The sequence below is a fragment of the uncultured Intestinimonas sp. genome, from assembly GCF_944387245.1.
Classification (GTDB): Bacteria; Bacillota; Clostridia; order Oscillospirales; family Oscillospiraceae; genus Intestinimonas.
Genome location: NZ_CALXEE010000045.1, coordinates 1 through 17,779, shown reverse-complemented (window position 1 = coordinate 17,779; position 17,779 = coordinate 1). Strand labels below are relative to the sequence as shown.

Genomic DNA, 17,779 nt, shown 5'->3' with positions numbered 1-17,779 from the left:
TAGCGGTACTTCAGGCGGGCGGACTCGTCGGCCTCCCGGCTGCGGTTGATGGGGAAGGGGAGCTCGTTGTGGCGGCAGCGGCCCAGCACCTTGATCTCGCTGGGCACCACCTCGATGTCGCCGGTGGGCAACTTGGGGTTCTTGGAGTCACGCTCCCGGACCACGCCGGTGACCTGGATGGTGGACTCCTTGTTGAGGGGTTTAATCATGGCCATCATGGCCTCGGTCTCGATGACCACCTGGGTGGTGCCGTAGAAGTCACGGAGGACGGCAAAGGCCAGATTCTGGCCCACCTCACGGACGTTCTCCAAAAAACCGGCCAGGGTGACGGTCTGGCCCACGTGCTCCATCCGGAGCTCCCCACAGGTGTGGGTGCGGGACTGCATCATGAAAAATCAACTCCAGTTTGTAATATTGATATTGATTTATCCTAATGGGATTTAAAAATGGGGTATATGGGGTGGTTTGCCATGGGATTCGGGACTGCCTTTGTGTGGGGAGCGACGTCGTCGGGGCAAAGTCCGCACCGCTCACCCCGGCCTGACGGCCAGGTCTCGCTTCGCTCCCTTGCCCCTCCTCTCCTCAGAAAAGCGCTGCGCGCTTTCCCGGGGCCCCTGATTGTGCGCCAAACCACGTCTATGGCCATTGCCATCCTGTGATGTAAAAGGACGGGAGAGACGGCTCAAAACCCGTTTCTTTTTCCCTGCTGGAAAAAGAACGGTTTTTGGAATCCAAAGAAAAAGGGGCTCCCGTGCGGGTTGAGTGGTCCCAAATAGGAATCCGGCGGCCCGTCTTTACGCCCCCGTAGAGCACCAGCCCCGTCTACGGTAGACTCCGCCGGTGGAACAGGGAAAGGCTGTGGTCCTATCCCACATTTTTTCGCCGCCTGCGTGGGTGGGTGTCGGGGCGTGGTGGCGCTGTCCGGTATTCCCGTTGCTGCGGCGTGGGGCTTCCCAGATGCGCACCCCCCTACGAAGCGAACCATCCTCCGGCCCTGCGGTCCACCTTCCCCCTGCAAGGGGAAAGGTCTGAGAAAGTGTCATCTGTAACACCTTCCCCCCTCAGGGGGGAAGGTGTCATGGCCGTTGGCCATGACGGATGAGGGGAGGCCGAATGGTCGCATCTCGTGAAGGCAGACGAACAAAATAGAGAATTTATTCTGTGCGCTGTTTAAGGAGCTCCTTGTTCCCGGCAGAACTCGTTCCCGGCTGCTCCAGGTGGTACTTCTCCGCCAGGGCGGGAGCATCCAGGATGGGCTGGCTGTTGGGCCGGGCGTCCAGGTGAGCCTTCACATAGTTCACGGCCTCGGCGGTGGGGAGGGTCACCTGCTTGAAGAGACCGGCGGCCTTCTGCTCCTCCGCCTCCTCGGGGGTGGAGAGGTCGGGCAGCAGCAGATCCTTCACGGTGACGGTGCCGGCATTGATCTCGTCCTCGCCCAGGAAGGCGGCGAAGGGGATGCCGGTCTTGTCGGCATAGTTCATCTTGGCCTTGAACTTCTTGGCCTCGGTGTAGAGCTGGGTGCGGATGCCGGCAGCGCGGCAGGCGGTGGCGAAGGAGATGGCGGCGGTAAGGTCGCCCGTCATGGGCAGCACCAGCAGGTCGGCGGGGGCGGTGAGGACCTCCGGGTTCAGGTAGCCCTGGTCCTGCAAAACGAAGAACAGACGGGTGAGACCGATGGAAATACCCACTCCGGGGAGTTGTTTTTCGGTGTAATATTCCGCCAGGTTATCATACCGGCCGCCGGAGCAGATGGAACCGATCTCCGGGTGGTCCAGCATGACGGTCTCGTAGACGGTGCCGGTGTAGTAGTCCAGGCCCCGGGCGATGGTGAGGTCCACCATAAAGTGGTCGGCGGGAACGCCGAAGGCGGCCATGTACTTGACCACGGTGGAGAGCTCGTCGATGCCCAGGTCCAGCAGATTGTTCTTCCCCTTGAAGCCCTCCAGGGCGGCCATGGGGTCGTCGGTGGAGAGGAGCTCCAGGAGCTGGTCGGCGGTGGCGGCGGGGACGGCAAAGTCGTCGGTGAGGATGGCCTTCACCTTCTCGGGGCCGATCTTCTCCAGCTTGTCGATGGTGCGCATGACGTCGCCCGCCTGCTCCTTCAGGCCCAGCAGGTCAAAGAGACCGTTGAGGACCTTCCGGTTGTTGACCCGGATCTTGAAGCGCTTCAGACCCAGGGCGGTGAAGGTCTTATAGATGATGGCGGGCACCTCGGCCTCGTTGGCGATATCCAGCTTGCCGTCGCCGATGACGTCGATATCGGCCTGGTAGAACTCCCGGAACCGGCCCCGCTGGGCCCGCTCCCCCCGGTAGACCTTGCCGATCTGGAACCGGCGGAAGGGGAAGGAGAGCTCGTTGTAGTGGAGGGCCACGTACTTGGCCAGGGGTACGGTCAGGTCAAAGCGCAGGGACAGGTCGGTGTCCCCCTTGGTGAAGCGGTAGATCTGCTTTTCGGTCTCGCCGCCGCCCTTGGCCAGGAGGACCTCACTGGCTTCGATGGCGGGGGTGTCCAGGGGGGTAAAGCCGTACAGGCTGTAGCTCTCCCGCAGGATGGCCACCATCCGGTCAAAGACCACCTGGTCCCGGGGCAATAATTCCATAAAACCGGAGAGGGTGCGGGGTTTGATACGGTCCATCATAACACTCCTTTTCTCTTTGGGTCGGAAGGACGCTTTTGGTGCCAAAAACAAAAAAGGCGCTCTCGTCCCTCAATGGGACGAAAGCGCCTGCTTTCGTGGTGCCACCCATTTTCAACGGCCTGTGGAAACAGACCGTCCTTTTGCCTTCTGTTGCGGGAAGGGGACCGCGCCCGTCTCCGGGCCCGCTGGTGGGACTGTCTTCGCCCTCTCCTTGCCGTGGAACGCTTGCAGCCAAAGGCGTCCCTCTCTGTCCGGCGGTGCTGGGGGTTACTCATGACCCGTCGTGGCGGTGAGCGTAACAATAGTATCCCACGATGGGGAAAAAGTCAACCGTTTTCCCCGGTTTTTACGGTCAGAAAGGGAATTTTAGAGGAAACGGACCTGATAGAGCCCATTCTTTTCCCGCTCCACCGCGTTCCGGAGGATCTTGACGCTCTTGTCGTCCATGCCGGCGGCGGACTCCTCCTCCTGGAAGCGCAGGTTGAGCTCCGTCCAGGAGTGGAACTGATCCTGAATGGCCGGCATAAACTTGCCGTACCAGTCGTTGAGTTCGTCCCGCTTGAGCCAGCGGCACACGAAGAGCATCCCGGCGATGAGGACGCCCCAGCACAGGTCCCGGGCCTGACGGGAGGCCGCCAGATGCTCCAGCACGGCCAGACCGCTCTCCCGGCCGGTGATATGGAAGCGCTTGGCCAGAAAGTTCCGATAGGCCTTCCGGCGCTTGGGCGCGGGGCGGCCGCCGCCCACCAGGTCGGTGCCCTCCACTGTGTCGGGCAGGCTGGAGTGGAGCTCCAGCAGGGGCTGGTAGCCCGCGGCGGCGGCCCACTTCTCCCGGTCACTCCGGCAGAGGAAGGGGTCCGTTTTTTTGAAAAAGGTGGGGGGATACCAGCCTATGTACACAAAGGCAATGCTCAGTATGATAAAGATGGGGAGCCAGGCATAGAGCGTGACCATCCAGAGGTTTAGCAAAACGTCCACCAGGACGCTGTTGTCGGGGTCGGGGGAACCGTTTACGGTCAGCATCAGCAGCCCGGCTGCGGCGATGGTAGTAAGAAAGGGGATGATAAAGGCCATGAAGGTCTTTTGGTCTACGCGAACACGCATCATGCAGGCTTCACTCCTCTTTGTAAAAAAATGTATTTTCGCTGGAAATGTGCAAAAAGTAACAAATGGGCGATTGCCATCCGCTATTGGTCTATTGTAGTAACCTGTGGGAAAAAGTGCAAGCACTTTTAAAGTAAATTTACCGATAATAAAAATAGTTCTATATATTTTAAATAATGTAAAAAATCTCCGACTCTGAAAGGAGTCGGAGACAGGGAAGAGGGTCGTCCTCACGCCTCGCCGAAGTCGGCAAAGAGGGCAAAGCTGCCGCTGCCCTGGCTGCCATTGGTCCCGTCCTCATTCTGCCCGCAGCTGGCCACGCTATTATCGCTGTGCAGGGGGAGGCCCTCCTTGGTGGTGGCGGAGAGCCAGAAGCCGTAGTCGTATTCGCCCTCATCGTCCAGATACTGGCTCAGATCGGCCTGCCAGCTGCCGTCGGCCTGCCGGACGGCCTCCACGGTGCCCATCAGAGAGCCTTCCACCACCTCCAGGATGGCCGAGCGGACCTCCACGGTCACGCGTTCCACCTCCAGGGCGCTGTTTTCCGGGCTGTAGAGGGCAATGGACAGGAGGTACTCCGCCCCTTTCTCCTCGCCGATCCAGTTGCTCTCCCCCTTGATGGTAAAGAGCTCATTTGTCCACAGGGTGGGGAGAATTTCCTGGCGGGTCCGGTCCCCGGCGGTGAGGCTCACCACCGGCTCCAGGGACTCCCGCAGGGGGCAGGTGAGGGTACCGCTGAGCCGTCCCGCGCCGTCGTCGGTAAGGACGGCGGTCTCGCCCGTGCTCAGAGCCACCTGGGCCGTCTCCCCAGCGCTCAGCTCCTTGGGCACCACCGCCACGGCCAGGGTCAGGGCCCCGTTTTCGTACCCAAGTTCAGTCTCCACAGTGGAAAAGAGGCTGGTCTCGTCCTCCAGATCCCGCCGGAGAGCGCCGATCTCGTCGGAGAGGTTGTATCTGGTATCCACCAGCTGATTGCTCAGGGTGGTCACCTGCTGGGAGAGCTGGTCCACCTTGTCCTGAAGGGCGGCGTTCTGCCAGAAAAGCCCGCCCACAACGGCGATGGCGACGACAGCGGAGAGAATGTGTCCGGTCTTTTTATCCACAAAAACACCTCCTGATGTGGAAAACGCCCGCCTTTTTGCAAAGGCGGGCGCACTGATATTGGGAAGAATCAGACCGTGAAGGGGGCCGTCTTGGGGCTGACGATGTCGCGCCAGTCCAGATCGCCCCGCTCCAGGCCGTGAATGAGCATCTCGGCGGTGCCCACATTGGTGGCGTAAGGGATGTTGTACTGGTCGCACAGGCGGGTGATATAGTCCACATCGGTGTCCAGATCGTGGGTCTGGGGGTCATTAAAGAAGAGGACCATGTCGATCTCGTTGTAGGCGATGCGGGCGCCGATCTGCTGGCTGCCGCCGTGCTCGTGGGACAGGAAGAGGTTCACCGGCAGGCCGGTGGCCTCGGCCACCATCTTGCCCGTGGTGTTGGTGGCACAGACGGTGTGCTTGGAGAGGATGCCGCAGTAAGCAATGCAGAACTGCACCATCAATTCCTTTCTCCTGTCGTGACTCATCAGTGCGATGTTCATCTCTTACTCAGTCCTCTCTTTCCTCAAAAACATTTTTAAAAGCGTCAGAGCGCTTCAGCGAATCTTCATGAGGGGCACCCTCTGCCCCATCAGGCGTTTGGCGATGTTCAGATAGGCCAGGGCGGCCCCCTTGCGGCTGAACAGAATGAGCGGCTCCCCGGTGTTGGCGGCCAGCATGACCTGGCTGTCCTCGGGCACCACCCCCAGCAGGGGGAGACCGGCGGCGTCCATGGCGTCGTCGATGGTGGTGCGCAGGCGGCGGAGCAGCTTGGGCTGGATGCGGTTCATCACCAGGTGGATGGTGTCCAGCCGCCGTCCCAGCTCCACCACGGTGCGCTGGGCGTCCCGCAGGGCGGAGGAGTCGTTGGTGGAGACCACCACCGCCCGGTCGGCGCCGCACACCGCCAGACGAAAGCCGCTGCCCAGTCCGGCGGGGGAGTCGATGAGAATATAGTCGAATTGTTTCCGTGCCGTCCCCAGCATGGCCTTCATTTTCTCCTCGTCCATGGAGGAGGGGGTGGGACGGACCGGGGCCGTGAGCAGATAGAGGCCCCGGATCACCGGGTGCTCCACGGCGGCCCGCTCCAGGGAGCAGCGGCCCTCCACCACGTCGGTGAAGTCCATGAGGGCCCGGTCGGTCATGCCCAGGGAGATGTCCAGGTTCCGCAGGCCGATGTCCAGATCGATGCACAGCACCTTCTGCCCCAGGGCGGCCAGACAGGAGGCCACGCCGCCGGTGAGGGAGGTCTTCCCGGTGCCGCCCTTTCCGGACGTGACCACGATGACGGTTCCCATAGCAGACCTCCTACCCCCGGCCGGGGGAAACGACGTTGGGTCAAAAACCTGGACCCACGCATCTCATTATATCATCGCTTTTGCCAGAGTGCAAAGCCTATTTGGCACAAATTCATAAAATATTTTGGTGCGAAGGGCGGGAAATGCTCAGAGGGGAGCTTTTTGCATCTTGGCCCAGCGGCGGGGGTAGCCCTTGGGGGTGGGGGAGACCTTCTCCACCAGCACCACCCGGCGGTCCACGTCGGTGCCGGGGATGTGGTAGCGGAAGGCGGGCAGCAGCCGCCCGCCCAGCACCGACACCGCCCGCCCGGCCTGGGAGACCTCCTCCTCGCAGTCCACGGCCTTCATGGCCAGGAAGCGGCCGCCGGGCTTCACGTAGGGCAGGCACAGCTCGCACAGCACCCGCAGGTCGGCCACCGCCCGGGCGGTGGCGAAGTCGAACCCGTCCCGGAAGGCGGGGTCCAGGGAGAGCTCCTCCCCCCGGGCGTGGCGGATGGTCACCCCGGTGAGGCCCAGGTCGGCGCACACCGTGCTCAGCCAGTCCAGCCGCTTGCCCAGGCTGTCCACCAATGTGAGCTCCAGATCGGGCACCAGGATCTTGAGCACCATGCCGGGGAAGCCGGCGCCGGTGCCCACGTCGATGAGCCTTTTACCCGCCAGGTCGGCGCACAGGGCCACCCCGGCGGAGTCCAGAAAGTGGAGGTCAGCCACCTGGTCGGGCTCGGTGATGGCGGTGAGGTTCATCACCTTGTTCTGTTCCAGCAGCAGCTGGGCGTACCGCACCAGCCGGTCCACCGCCCCGGCGGGGGGCGTGATCCCCAGGGCGGTCAGGCCCTGTTCCAACCGTTCCTTCATGTTAACCTCCAAAGTTCCGCAGCAGGGAGGGGACCCCCACATACAGATTGATGAGCAGCAGCGCCACGCAGGCGGCGGTGAGGGCGATGCAGGCCGCCAGTCCGCCCCGTGCCCTGCCGCTGCGGTAGCGGAGCACCGTGGTGACGGCCAGACCCGCCAGGGCGGGGCAGAGCATCAGGGGCCCCAGGCCGATAAGCACCCGGGCGGTGGCCAGGTAGTAGGTGAAGAGCAGCAGGCAGATGACCACGTACACGATGGCCACCCAGGCCCAGGTCCGCTTGATGGGGGAGGCGGGGACGTAGGGCTTGTGGCTCTCCTCCGGGGGCAGGTCCTTGCGGTCGTCCATGCTCACTTCTCCTCCTTCTGCGCCTTGAGCAGGTCACGGATTTCGGTGAGCAGGACCTCCTCCTTGCTGGGAGCGGGGGGCGCCGCCGGTGCCTCCTCCTTCTTCCGGTAAAGGCGGTTCATGGCCTTGACCAGGCAGAAGATGACAAAGGCCATGATGAGGAAGTTGAGCACGGCGTTGATGAAGCTGCCCAGTTGGATGGCTCCGCCGCCGGGGACGGCGATGCTCAGGCCGGTGAGGGCCTCGTTGCCGCCGGCGAAGATGCCCAGGATGGGGTTGAGGATGTCGCTCACCAGGGAGTCGGTGATGCCCTTGAAGGCGCCGCCGATGATGACGCCCACGGCCAGGTCCATCACGTTGCCCCGGGCGATGAATTTCCGGAACTCGGCCAGAAAGCCGCCGGTCTTTTCTTTGATGTGCTTCAAAATGGTCCTCCGTAGTCAGGTATCAGGTCTTCAGCGTGAGCTGGTAGGGGCGTCCGCCCAGGATGACCAGGGCCTTGCCCTCCAGCACCGGCCCGGCCCAGTCGAAGAGGTCGGGGATGGCCAGCTCGCCCATCTTGTCCAGGTAGCCTACGCCGCCGTCCTCCACGGCAAAGGAGCACAGGCCCTCGGAGAAGGGGTTGGCCCGCTGGGCGCTGTCGGTATAGGAGAAGGTGAAGGCGGGGGTTTTGGCGGCTACATTCCAGTAGCCCGCCGTGCCGCCCTGGCGGTAGTAGATGAGGCCGTCACAGACCACGCCCAGGCTGTCGTAGGCGCAGGGCAGGACCTCGTTGCCTGCCTCGTCGATGAGGCCGTACAGCACGCCTCCGCCGGGCTGGACGGCCCCACCACGGCGTAACCGTTCTTGAACTGGAAGGGGAAGGGGGTGTCCAGGGCCTCCGTGTTGCCCACGGCGTAGCGGGCGGGGATGACCGCCGTCTGTCCGGCGTCCTGGAAGCCCCACAGCCCGGTGGCGGCGTCCTGGTAGGCGGTGAGGGCACCGTCGGTCACGGGGGAGGAGACCTGCTTCACCAGCACCTGCTTGGCGATGAGGGCGGGCCAGGCGGTGACCACGTCGGCCATGCCGTTGCTTTTCACCTGGCTGACGGTGTGCCACACCGGCTCCATGGCCCAGGTGCCCCGCATGTCCAGGATGCCCTCCCGGTGGCCGGTCCAGCTGCGCTCATCGGTGAGGTCCACCCCGTTGTCCATGTGGAGGTAGATGCCGTCGGAGAAGTAGCAGGCGGGGTCGGGGTCGGACGGCCAGATGATGCGGTAGCCGTCAGGCAGGGCGATGGGGGTGAGGGTGAAGTCCTCCCACTCCAGATGGGTCTCCAGGGTAAAGGAGAGCCGCAGGTTGGGGTCCAGCAGCCGCTCCAGGGCGGCGGCGAACTCGGCCCGGGTGAGGGTCCGGTCCCCGGCGTAGGTGCCCCGGCTGTCCATGCCGGTGAGCACGCCCATCCGGCACAGACTGAGCACGCTCTCGGCGCCGGTGTCGGGGAGATAGGCCACGATGTTTTTCTCGGTCAGGTTGGGGGTGTAGGCCAGGAAGGCCCCGGCGGAGAGGGCCTGGGCCGACTCCACGCTGCCCCACAGGCACTGGGCCAGATCTTCCCGGGTGGCGGGGCGGTCCCAGCGCTCCCCCGTCCCCAGCTCGGCCAGCTCCCCGGCGGCCGCGCCGGTCTGCTCCAGGTACCACAGGGCGTCCAGCACCCAGGCCGGGATATTTTCTCCCTGCCGGTAGCCCGCCGGTGCGGTGGGCAGGGTGGTGGAGCCAATCTGGTAGTAGCGGAGGAGCCGGGCCGACACGGCGTACAGCTCCCCGTAGGTCAGGGTGACCTCGGGGGCGAAGCGGTCCCCGCCCACGCTGGACATGAGCCCGATCTCACAGGTCTTGTTGAGGCCGGGGGCGTACCAGGCCCCCTCGGGCACGTCGTTGAAGGGGGTCTGGACCGCCAGGGCGGGCAGGCAGTTGAGGGTCAGGGTGAGGCCCAGCAGCAGGGCGGCAGGCGGTGGTTCATAGAAAACCCCTTTTTCTGTAAATATCAGGAAACCCCGCCGGTGGGCAGAACCATCCGCAGGCTGGGGTCGGTCACCCGGGCCAGCACGGCGGCCAGCTCCGCCCGGCTGAGGGTGCGCGCGGGGGCAAAGGCGCCGGTGTTGTCGACGCCGGTGAGGATGCCCGCCCGATAGAGGGCAAGCACCTCCGGGTCGCTGGAATCGGGCAGGGTGCCCACGGTGTTGATGGGGGTGAGGGCCGACTGGGGCAGAGCGGAGCACAGCCATTCGGCCAGATCCTGGCGGGCGGCGGGTTCCTCAAAGGAGGCCTCCATAGGCTGGCTGTCCACCATGCCGTGCTCCCGGGCGTACCACAGGGCATCCCGGTACCACAGCCCCGCGGCCGGGGCGGGGAGGAAGGCGGACAGCTCCCGGTTGAAGGCGGTGTAGTCGCTGCCGGGGTCGGCCATGAACTCCATGCGGTTGGCGCTGCCCTCCGCCGGTACCAGACCGCCGGTGAGCACGGTCACGCCGTTGAGGGTGAGCACGGCCTGGGCGGGGCCGCCGGCGGGGGTGAGGGCGGCCCGCTCCTCGGGACTGACGGTGAGATACAGGTGGAGCCGCCGGGGAGTCTCCTGATCGTAGCGATAGGTGAGGCCCCGGTCCAGGTCACAGGTGTTGAAGGCCAGCAGCACGGCGCCGGTGGGGGTGGTGAGGGTGCCGGTGCCCCAGTTGTCGGGGGCGGCGGGCGGATCGCCGGTACCTCCGTGGGCCTGGTAGTGAAGCCGGACGGCCACCGTCATCACCTCGGCCAGGGTCACGGCGTTGTCGGGGGAGAAGGTGTCCTCCCCGGTGCCCTTGAGCAGGCCCCGGTCCACACAGATCTGGGCGGCGCCGGCGTACCAGGCCTTTTCCGGCACGTCGGAGAAGGCGCCGGCAGGGAGGACCAGCAGGGTGGTCAAGGCCAGGGAAAGGGGCAAGAGACGGGTTTTCATGGTGTTTCCTCTCTTTTCATGTGCATGCGGGGGAGGGGGTCATGGCTGAATGGTCCAGCCCACGTCCCCATGAAGCAGGTTTTCCAGATACAGCCGTAGCTCGGTGTCCGCCGGGTCCTCCAGGCCGTAGCGCTGTTCGAGGGCCTGGATGGCCCGCTCCTCTGGGGTGGGGGTGAGCCGTGGGGCGGCGGCGAGCATCGCCGTGCTCACCGCCGCTGTGAGCACCAGAGTCAGCAGAGCGGCGGCGGGCCGTCTCACTTCTTGGGCACCAGCAGGGCGGTGCCGCCCATGTAGGGCTGGAGCACGGCGGGGATATTCACGCTGCCGTCGGCCTGGAGGTTGTTCTCCAGGAAGGCGATGAGCATACGGGGGGGCGCCACCACGGTGTTGTTGAGGGTGTGGGGCAGGTAGGTGCCCTTCTCGCCCTTGACGCGCATCTTCAGGCGGCGGGCCTGGGCGTCGCCCAGGTTGGAGCAGGAGCACACCTCAAAGTACTTCTGCTGGCGGGGGGACCAGGCCTCGATGTCGCAGGACTTGACCTTCAGGTCGGCCAGGTCGCCGGAGCAGCACTCCAGCTGCCGGACGGGGATGTCCATGGAGCGGAAGAGCTCCACGGAGTAGCGCCACATCTGCTCATACCACTTCATGGAGTCCTCGGGCTTGCAGACCACCACCATCTCCTGCTTCTCGAACTGGTGGATGCGGTAGACGCCCCGCTCCTCGATGCCGTGGGCGCCCTTCTCCTTGCGGAAGCAGGGGGAGTAGGAGGTGAGGGTCTGGGGGAGGGACTCCTCGGGGATGATCTGGTCGATGAATTTGCCGATCATGGAGTGCTCGGAGGTGCCGATGAGGTAGAGGTCCTCGCCCTCGATCTTGTACATCATGGCGTCCATCTCCGTCTGGCTCATGACGCCCTCCACCACGTTGCCGTGGATCATGAAGGGGGGCACGCAGAAGGTAAAGCCCTTGTTAATCATGAAGTCACGGGCGTAGGCCAGCACGGCCTCGTGGAGCCGGGCGATGTCGCCCATCAGGTAGTAGAAGCCGTTGCCGGACACCCGGCCGGCGGCGTCCATGTCGATGCCGTTGAAGGACTCCATGATCTGGGTGTGGTAGGGGATCTCAAAGTCGGGAGTCACAGGCTCGCCGAAGCGCTGGACCTCCACGTTGCAGGAGTCGTCGGGGCCGATGGGCACGGAGGGGTCAATGATGTTGGGGATCTGGAGCATGATGTGGCGGATCTGCTCGGCCAGCTCGGTCTCACGGCCCTCCAGATAGGCCAGACGGTCGGCGTCGGCCTTGACTTCGGCCTTGAGCTGCTCGGCCTCCTGGAGCTTGGAGGGGTCCTTCTTGGACTGGCCCATGAGCACGCCCACCTGCTTGCTCTTGGCGTTGCGGGCGGTGCGCAGGTCCTGGGCCTCCTGGATGGTCTGGCGGTTCTCAGCGTCCAGCTCCAGCACCTGGTCCACCAGGGGCAGCTTCTGATCCTGGAACTTCTTCTTGATGTTTTCCTTTACGGCCTCGGGGTTCTCCCGGATAAACTTGATGTCCAGCATGGCTGTTCTCAACCTTTCTTTTTCAGGTGATTTATAAATTACCGGGCGGCGTAGGCCGCCCGATGTTTCACGTGAAACGTCGTGGGGGCAAGCTGCGTATCCCTCGCTTCCGTTTATACACGAAAGCTCGCTCACTCCGCTGCCCCTCTTCTCCCCACGCGACCCGCTGACGCTGGGCTCGCGCGGGGGCCCTATATTGGGCGAAGTCCGCTGCGTTGGGTGCGCGGAGGCCCTTTTTTTCGCTTAGGATGACGTGGGGGTAGGGGCGGATACCATCCGCCCGCAAAACCTTCCTGCTCTGAGAAAAAGATTCTGTTGCCTCACATCACCGCATCGTAGATCTCCTGGTAGCGGTCGGCAGGGGAGAAGCGGTCGGTGTCGGTGGTGGTCTCGGTCGGGAGGGATTCCTTCAGAGCGCTGCCCTGGGTGGTGTCCTCCATCTGGGCGATGAGCGTCCGGCACAGGGAGTAGCGGCCGCGGACGTAGGCCTCGTCGATCTGCCAGAAGAGGTCCATGGACCGGGTGAGCCGGTCCTGGGCCTCAGTCAGGGCGTCGGCCTGGGCCTGGGCGTCGTCGGCCTCCTTCTGGGCCTCCTCCAGCCGGGCCTCCAGGTCGGCCACCTGCTGCTTGAGGGTCTCGTTTTCCTCCTGGATGTCCTCGATCGACTGCATGGCGGACACCGACTCCCCACGCAAGCCCGCAATGGTGGCGTCGCTGGTGCGGCGCTGCATAAAATAGCTCAGAGCCATGAGGAGAAAGGCGGCGGCAAAGAGGATTACCAGGTAAATGAGCACCGATTGCTGTTTTTTGGGCCGCTCATGCTCGGCAGCGTGCTGGAGAGGGATGTTGTCCTCCTCCGGGGAATGGTTTTGCTCGGGGGTCTGACTCACAGATCGGGACCTCCCTTCACGGACTGTTCCAGCTTGTCCAGCAGCTCGGTGAGATCCTCGTCATTGTAGAATTCAAACTCCACCTTGCCCTTTTTGGGGCCCTTGGTGATGGAGACCTTCCGGCCCCAGCGCTGGGACAGCTCCTTGGCGGCGGCGTCCCGGTAGAGCTTCATGGGGTCGGCGGCCTTGGCGGCGGCCTCCTGGGCCTCGGCTCCGGCCTGGGCCAGACGTTTGGCCATGGCCTCGGTCTGCCGGACGGACAACCCCTCCTGGACCACCTTCTGGGCCAGCTTTTTCTGCAAGGTGCTGTCGGGCACGGTCAGCAGGGCCCGGCCGTGGCCGGCGGAGAGCTTGCCCTCCTCCAGCAGAGCACGGATGGCGTCGGGGAGGGAGAGCAGCCGCAGGGCGTTGGCCACGGCGGGGCGGGACTTGCCCACCTGCTGGGCGGCCTCCTCCTGGGTGAGGCCGTACTCCTGGACCAGAGCCTGGTAGCCCAGGGCCTCTTCCATGGGGTTCAGGTCCTCCCGCTGGAGGTTTTCGATAAGGCCCAGCTCCATGACCTTCCGGTCGTCGGCCTCGATAATGACGGCGGGGACCTCTGAGAGGCCCGCCAGCTTGGCCGCCCGCCAGCGGCGCTCTCCGGCGATGATCTGATAGTAGCCGGAGCCCAGCCGCCGGACGGTGAGGGGCTGGATGATGCCGTGGGTACGGATGGACTCGGCCAGGTCGGCCAGGGTCTCGGGGTCGAAGCGCTTCCGGGGCTGCTTCAGGCCCGGTTCCACTTGGGCGATGGGGAGGGAGACGGAGCCGCCTTCCTGGGTTTGAAGGGCGGCGTCTCCCAGCAGGGCGCCCAGGCCCTTGCCCAGGCCGCGTTCTAATGACATAGGATCACTCCTTCATGGGGATTTTACCAAAGGGAGAGGCTCAACCCACCGCGGCGGCGCTCTTTTCCAGCAGTTCGCCGGCCAGGGCGCGATAGGCCTCGGAGCCCCGGGACAGATTGTCGTAGGCGGTCACCGGCTTGCCGTGGCTGGGAGCCTCGGAAAGCCGCACGTTCCGGGGGATGACGGTGGCGTACACCTTGCCGGGGAAGTGGCGTTTGACCTCCTCGGCCACCTGCATGGACAGGTTGGTGCGGCCGTCGTACATGGTGAGGACCACGCCCTCCAGATCGATGGCGGGGTTGAGAGACCGCTTGACGATGCGGATGGTGGACAAAAGGTCACTGAGGCCCTCCAGAGCGTAGTACTCGCACTGGACGGGGACCATGACGGTGTCGGCGGCGCACAGGGCGTTGAGGGTGAGCAGCTCCAGGGAGGGGGGGCAGTCGATGAAGATGTAGTCGTATTCCTCCCGGAAGGGCTCCAGAGCGTTTTTCAGCAGGTACTCCCGGTGGTCAATGCCGATCATCTCTACGGTGGCGCCGGCCAGAGCCTTGTTGGCGGGGATCACGTCGGCCCACTGGGTGGAAACGATGGCCTTCCGGCAATCGGCGCCGTCGATGAGGACGTCATAGATGGAGGGGGAGGCGGTGGTCTTGTCCACTCCAAAGCCGGAAGTTGTGTTGGCCTGGGGGTCAAAATCGCAGATAAGGACGCGCTGGCCCAGCTCCTTCAGGGCGGCGGCCAGGTTGACGCAGGTGGTTGTCTTACCGACGCCGCCCTTCTGGTTGACGATGGCGATGGTTTTTCCCATGGGACACCTCGGTTTCTTCTTCCTTCTTGGATTCTTTGTGCCCTACCATTATAATGCCCTCTGAACGGTAATTCAACAGGGAATCCATGTTTCACGTGAAACAAATGGCCGGAGACGGCGGAAAAAGGGACAAAAAAACCAGGATGTTTCACGTGAAACATCCTGTCCAAAAGAAGGCGCCTGGGAAAAATGGGAAGGAGAGGGTCCAATGGGGACCGTTTCACGTGAAACAGCGGCGAAGCACCGGTGGATGTGTTCCACGTGAAACAGTCACTTGGGAATGCGAATGGTGAGAAGGACGGCGTCGTCGGTGTCCTGGCGGTCGTACTGGGCCGGGATGCCCGCCCCCTGCATCACCTTCATGGCCCGGCTCACCGTGTTGAGGAAGAGCCGAACGTCCCGGATGAGATAGGTGGGTTTCCGCTTGGCGGGCGCCGGGTGGAGGAGGGATTCCACATAGGCCTCGGTCTGGGCCACCGTCAGCCCATCCGCGATGATGTGGTCCAGGGCGGCCGACCGGGTTTGGTCGTCCTCCAACCGCAGCAGGGCACGGGCGTGGCGCTCGGTAAGCCCCGCAGCCCGCAGCTTCTCCAATAGCGCCGGAGAGAGCTTCAGCAGCCGAAGCTTGTTGGCCACCGCCGACTGGGACTTGCCGATGCGGCGGGCGGCCTCCTCCTGGGACAGGTGGTAGGTTCGGATGAGCTTGTCCAGGGCCTGGGCCTCCTCCCAGAAGTCCAGGTCCCGGCGCTGGAGGTTTTCCACCAGCGCCAGCAGGGAGGAGGACACCTCGTCCACCTCCACCACGATGCAGGGTACCTCCCGGAGCCCGGCCAGCTTGGCGGCCCGGAGCCGCCGCTCCCCCGACACCAGCACGAAGCCGGAGTCGATCCGGCGGACAGACAGGGGCTGGAGGATGCCGTGGACCTTGATGCTCTCGGACAGTTCTGCCAGACCCTCGGGGGCAAAGTACTGCCGGGGCTGGTCCGGGTTGGGTTGCAGGGATTCCACCGGCAGCCATAGCACACGGCCCGACTCAAAAAGACCCTCCCGCCTGCGAAAGAGCGCCATTACCGCTCCACCTCCTTCGTACCACCCATATTTTACCATATTTTGGGGAGAAGGAAGGGGAAAGCCGTCGAGAGAGGAAAATTTCCCGGGAGGCGGAAAAGGTTCCAGAAAAGGGGAGAAAATAAAAAAATACTTGACTTATTGTAGGAGATCGTCTATACTGCCAAACGGTTAGCAAAAGCTAACCAAAATAGATCCGCAAAGAAAAAGGAGGAATGGCATGTATCCCTATATCCTGGTCTCCCTTGCCCTGACCATTATCTTCGTCCTGTGCTGTCATGGGGCCATAAAAAAGCATCCAGGCGCTTTTTACGCCCTGGCGGTGCTCATCGTGATCGCCGAGGTGGTCTACTATCAGACCGGCATCCGGGACCTGGCCCCGGAGTGGGTCACCCGATATGTGGTAAACCTCTTCAAGCGGGGCGCCCTCTCCACCGCCATGTTCGTGGTGGTGATGTACGCCGGCGCCCTGGACGGGCGGCGGCCCGTGGTGCGCACCCTGATGGGGGTGCGGGGCCAGCTGTCCATCCTGGCCTGTATCCTCACCCTGGGCCACAACATCATCTATGGCCTGAAGCACTTCGTTCATCTGTTCACCAACCCCTGGGACATGAAGCCCCAGACCGCTACCGCCGCCGTTCTCTCCCTGGTCATGATTGCCCTTATGCTCCCTTTAATGGCCACCTCCTTCCGGTGTGTCCGCACCCGCATGAAGGCCGTCCACTGGAAGCGGCTCCAGCGTCTGGCCTACATGTTTTTCTCACTCATATATATCCACGTCATGGTGCTGTTCCTCCCCAAATTCGGGGATAAATACCTGGATATCCTGTTCTACACGGCGATTTTTGGAAACTATTTGCTTCTCCGAGTCAGCAAGTCTGCCCGGCGGAAGGAGCAAATGCCGGTGGGGTGTGCGTGCCGAAGCGTCACCTGATCCAAATCGGCTCACGCCTCAAAAAGACTGCCCCGGGAGGGCAGTCTTTTTTGCAATGAAAAAAGCGCGTAAAAAAGTATATTATGACGTAAAGAAAAAATTGCAAAAAACCGATTGGTATGCTATGATAATAAAACTCATTATTAAATAAAAGATAAGGTGATTTGCCTGCGATAAAACCAGCAGTGAGACCGTTAAACAAGAAAACGTAAACAGCGAATGGGGGAAGGATGCGCCGAACCCATATCCATGAAAAAGGAAAGCGCGATCCATGGAGATCAAGTGGAACAAGGAACACGAGATGGGGATTGAGGAGTTCGACCGCGACCACAAGCAGCTGTTTGCCATCGCGGGGCGGCTGCTGGATAAGGTGCAGGACCCCGAGGGGCTTGCGGACTCCAAGGTACGGCTGTTCGTGCTGCGGGAGGGCGTGCGCTATCTGCGGGGCTATTTTGATGAGCATGCCATCCGGGAGGAGGCCTACATGCGGCGGATCGGCCACGCCGACTACGCCATCCACAAGCAGCTCCACGACGAGTTTATGGCCACTACCCTGCAGGGGTATGAGAAGATGGTGGAGCAGGAGATGTGCAGCCGGGAGGAAGTGTTGGACTTCGTGGGTAAGGGCATCAGCTGGCTGGTGGAGCACGTCTCCACGGCGGACCTGGCCATCGTGGGGAAAGGGACCCTGGGCAAGCCCCGGCTGACCAAAATCAACGCCCAGGTGGTAGAGCAGGAGTTCAACGCCATCTTTGCCTCCACCCTCAATATAGATGTGCGCACCAAGCTCATCAACTCAAACTACGACGGGGCTCCCTTCGGGCCGTCCATCAGCCAGGAGCTCACCTACCGCCGGGGGGACCAGAAGGTGACGGTGCTGGCAGGGCTGGAGAACAGCTTCCTCATGGCGGCGGCGGAGGCGGTGTACGGCTCCCAGCTCCAGGGCATGGAGGCCCTCATCATGTCCACCATGGAGATCTTCAGCGCCAACTTCTGGCGTACCGTGGGCAGCCGCTTTGTAGAGGGGGATGCCGAGATGGTCTTTGTGGAGAACCATTTCCTCACCCAGGCCCAGCTCCAGGAGCGCTATGCCAAGCACATGCCCAAGCTCTCCCTGCTCTTTAACAGCAGCAAGGGCAAGTTCTTCGTGGCCACCGAGACCGACATCGCGGCCCAGGCCGAGTCCTTCGACCTGAGCGTGGGGGCCTGAGAGATCACATACAAAAGAGCAAAAAAAGACCTTCCCCGACGGGGAAGGTCTTTCAGTCTGTCGAGAAACCCGGCATATGCGTCAAGCATAAGCCGGGTTTCTTGTGTATAGCTGCCAAAGAAGGA

Annotated in this window: 20 protein-coding genes; 2 read left to right on the top strand and 18 right to left on the bottom strand. The window is 63.0% G+C overall.

The genetic code is table 11. The annotated features are described in order from the left end of the window. From Q0K15_RS07280 to Q0K15_RS07195, 18 genes are all read right to left on the bottom strand, one after another. A partial coding sequence (locus Q0K15_RS07280; RefSeq protein ID WP_294514611.1) for an OB-fold nucleic acid binding domain-containing protein occupies positions 1-389 on the bottom strand: 389 nt, incomplete at its 3' end. A gap of 765 nt (positions 390-1,154) precedes the next feature. Beyond that, complete coding sequence (hisS, locus tag Q0K15_RS07275) at positions 1,155-2,636, bottom strand: histidine--tRNA ligase (protein WP_294514608.1); 1,482 nt, start codon at positions 2,634-2,636, stop codon at positions 1,155-1,157. Between the two features lie 369 nt (positions 2,637-3,005). Next, positions 3,006-3,746, bottom strand: a complete 741-nt coding sequence (locus tag Q0K15_RS07270; protein ID WP_294514605.1) for a hypothetical protein — start codon at positions 3,744-3,746, stop codon at positions 3,006-3,008. Between the two features lie 227 nt (positions 3,747-3,973). Continuing rightward, positions 3,974-4,846, bottom strand: coding sequence for a hypothetical protein (locus Q0K15_RS07265; RefSeq protein ID WP_294514601.1), 873 nt, complete (start codon positions 4,844-4,846; stop codon positions 3,974-3,976). Between the two features lie 68 nt (positions 4,847-4,914). Continuing rightward, on the bottom strand, positions 4,915-5,331 hold the full coding sequence (locus tag Q0K15_RS07260; RefSeq protein WP_294514599.1) for a methylglyoxal synthase: 417 nt from the start codon (positions 5,329-5,331) through the stop codon (positions 4,915-4,917). A 54-nt stretch (positions 5,332-5,385) separates the two neighbouring features. Continuing rightward, positions 5,386-6,126: a septum site-determining protein MinD gene (gene minD, locus Q0K15_RS07255; RefSeq protein ID WP_294514597.1), complete on the bottom strand. Its 741-nt coding sequence runs from the start codon at positions 6,124-6,126 to the stop codon at positions 5,386-5,388. Between the two features lie 147 nt (positions 6,127-6,273). Further along, positions 6,274-6,981, bottom strand: coding sequence for a 16S rRNA (guanine(527)-N(7))-methyltransferase RsmG (gene rsmG, locus Q0K15_RS07250; RefSeq protein ID WP_294514594.1), 708 nt, complete (start codon positions 6,979-6,981; stop codon positions 6,274-6,276). A 1-nt stretch (position 6,982) separates the two neighbouring features. Then, positions 6,983-7,327, bottom strand: coding sequence for a hypothetical protein (locus tag Q0K15_RS07245; RefSeq protein ID WP_294514580.1), 345 nt, complete (start codon positions 7,325-7,327; stop codon positions 6,983-6,985). Between the two features lie 2 nt (positions 7,328-7,329). After that, the gene (mscL, locus tag Q0K15_RS07240; RefSeq protein ID WP_294514616.1) at positions 7,330-7,743 is read right to left on the bottom strand and encodes a large-conductance mechanosensitive channel protein MscL; all 414 of its coding nucleotides are present in this window, start codon (positions 7,741-7,743) and stop codon (positions 7,330-7,332) included. A gap of 31 nt (positions 7,744-7,774) precedes the next feature. Next, complete coding sequence (locus Q0K15_RS07235; protein ID WP_294514614.1) at positions 7,775-8,092, bottom strand: WG repeat-containing protein; 318 nt, start codon at positions 8,090-8,092, stop codon at positions 7,775-7,777. Continuing rightward, the gene (locus tag Q0K15_RS07230) at positions 8,005-9,240 is read right to left on the bottom strand and encodes a hypothetical protein (RefSeq protein ID WP_294514577.1); all 1,236 of its coding nucleotides are present in this window, start codon (positions 9,238-9,240) and stop codon (positions 8,005-8,007) included. Before Q0K15_RS07230 ends, Q0K15_RS07235 begins: the two co-directional genes overlap by 88 nt. Positions 9,241-9,353: 113 nt before the next feature. Next, entirely contained in the window at positions 9,354-10,301 is a 948-nt protein-coding gene (locus Q0K15_RS07225; RefSeq protein ID WP_294514571.1) for an S-layer homology domain-containing protein, read from the bottom strand. 39 nt (positions 10,302-10,340) lie between these two features. Next, entirely contained in the window at positions 10,341-10,559 is a 219-nt protein-coding gene (locus Q0K15_RS07220) for a hypothetical protein (RefSeq protein WP_294514567.1), read from the bottom strand. Then, entirely contained in the window at positions 10,556-11,857 is a 1,302-nt protein-coding gene (gene serS, locus Q0K15_RS07215; protein ID WP_294514565.1) for a serine--tRNA ligase, read from the bottom strand. The genes Q0K15_RS07220 and serS overlap by 4 nt, the downstream gene beginning before the upstream one ends. 320 nt (positions 11,858-12,177) lie before the next feature. Further along, the gene (locus tag Q0K15_RS07210) at positions 12,178-12,747 is read right to left on the bottom strand and encodes a hypothetical protein (protein WP_294514563.1); all 570 of its coding nucleotides are present in this window, start codon (positions 12,745-12,747) and stop codon (positions 12,178-12,180) included. Further along, positions 12,744-13,631 carry a ParB/RepB/Spo0J family partition protein gene (locus Q0K15_RS07205; RefSeq protein ID WP_294514559.1) on the bottom strand — a complete coding sequence of 296 codons (888 nt, stop codon included), beginning with the start codon at positions 13,629-13,631 and terminating at the stop codon, positions 12,744-12,746. Before Q0K15_RS07205 ends, Q0K15_RS07210 begins: the two co-directional genes overlap by 4 nt. 40 nt (positions 13,632-13,671) lie before the next feature. Further along, a complete protein-coding gene (locus tag Q0K15_RS07200; RefSeq protein WP_294514556.1) occupies positions 13,672-14,442 on the bottom strand; it encodes an AAA family ATPase in 771 nt (256 codons plus the stop codon). Between the two features lie 270 nt (positions 14,443-14,712). Then, positions 14,713-15,510 carry a ParB/RepB/Spo0J family partition protein gene (locus Q0K15_RS07195; protein WP_294514552.1) on the bottom strand — a complete coding sequence of 266 codons (798 nt, stop codon included), beginning with the start codon at positions 15,508-15,510 and terminating at the stop codon, positions 14,713-14,715. A gap of 220 nt (positions 15,511-15,730) precedes the next feature. Between Q0K15_RS07195 and Q0K15_RS07190 the strand changes: the two genes are divergently transcribed. Next, on the top strand, positions 15,731-16,444 hold the full coding sequence (locus Q0K15_RS07190; protein WP_294514549.1) for a hypothetical protein: 714 nt from the start codon (positions 15,731-15,733) through the stop codon (positions 16,442-16,444). 271 nt (positions 16,445-16,715) lie between these two features. Beyond that, positions 16,716-17,654 carry a hemerythrin domain-containing protein gene (locus Q0K15_RS07185; RefSeq protein WP_294514546.1) on the top strand — a complete coding sequence of 313 codons (939 nt, stop codon included), beginning with the start codon at positions 16,716-16,718 and terminating at the stop codon, positions 17,652-17,654. The last annotated feature ends 125 nt before the right edge of the window (positions 17,655-17,779 follow it).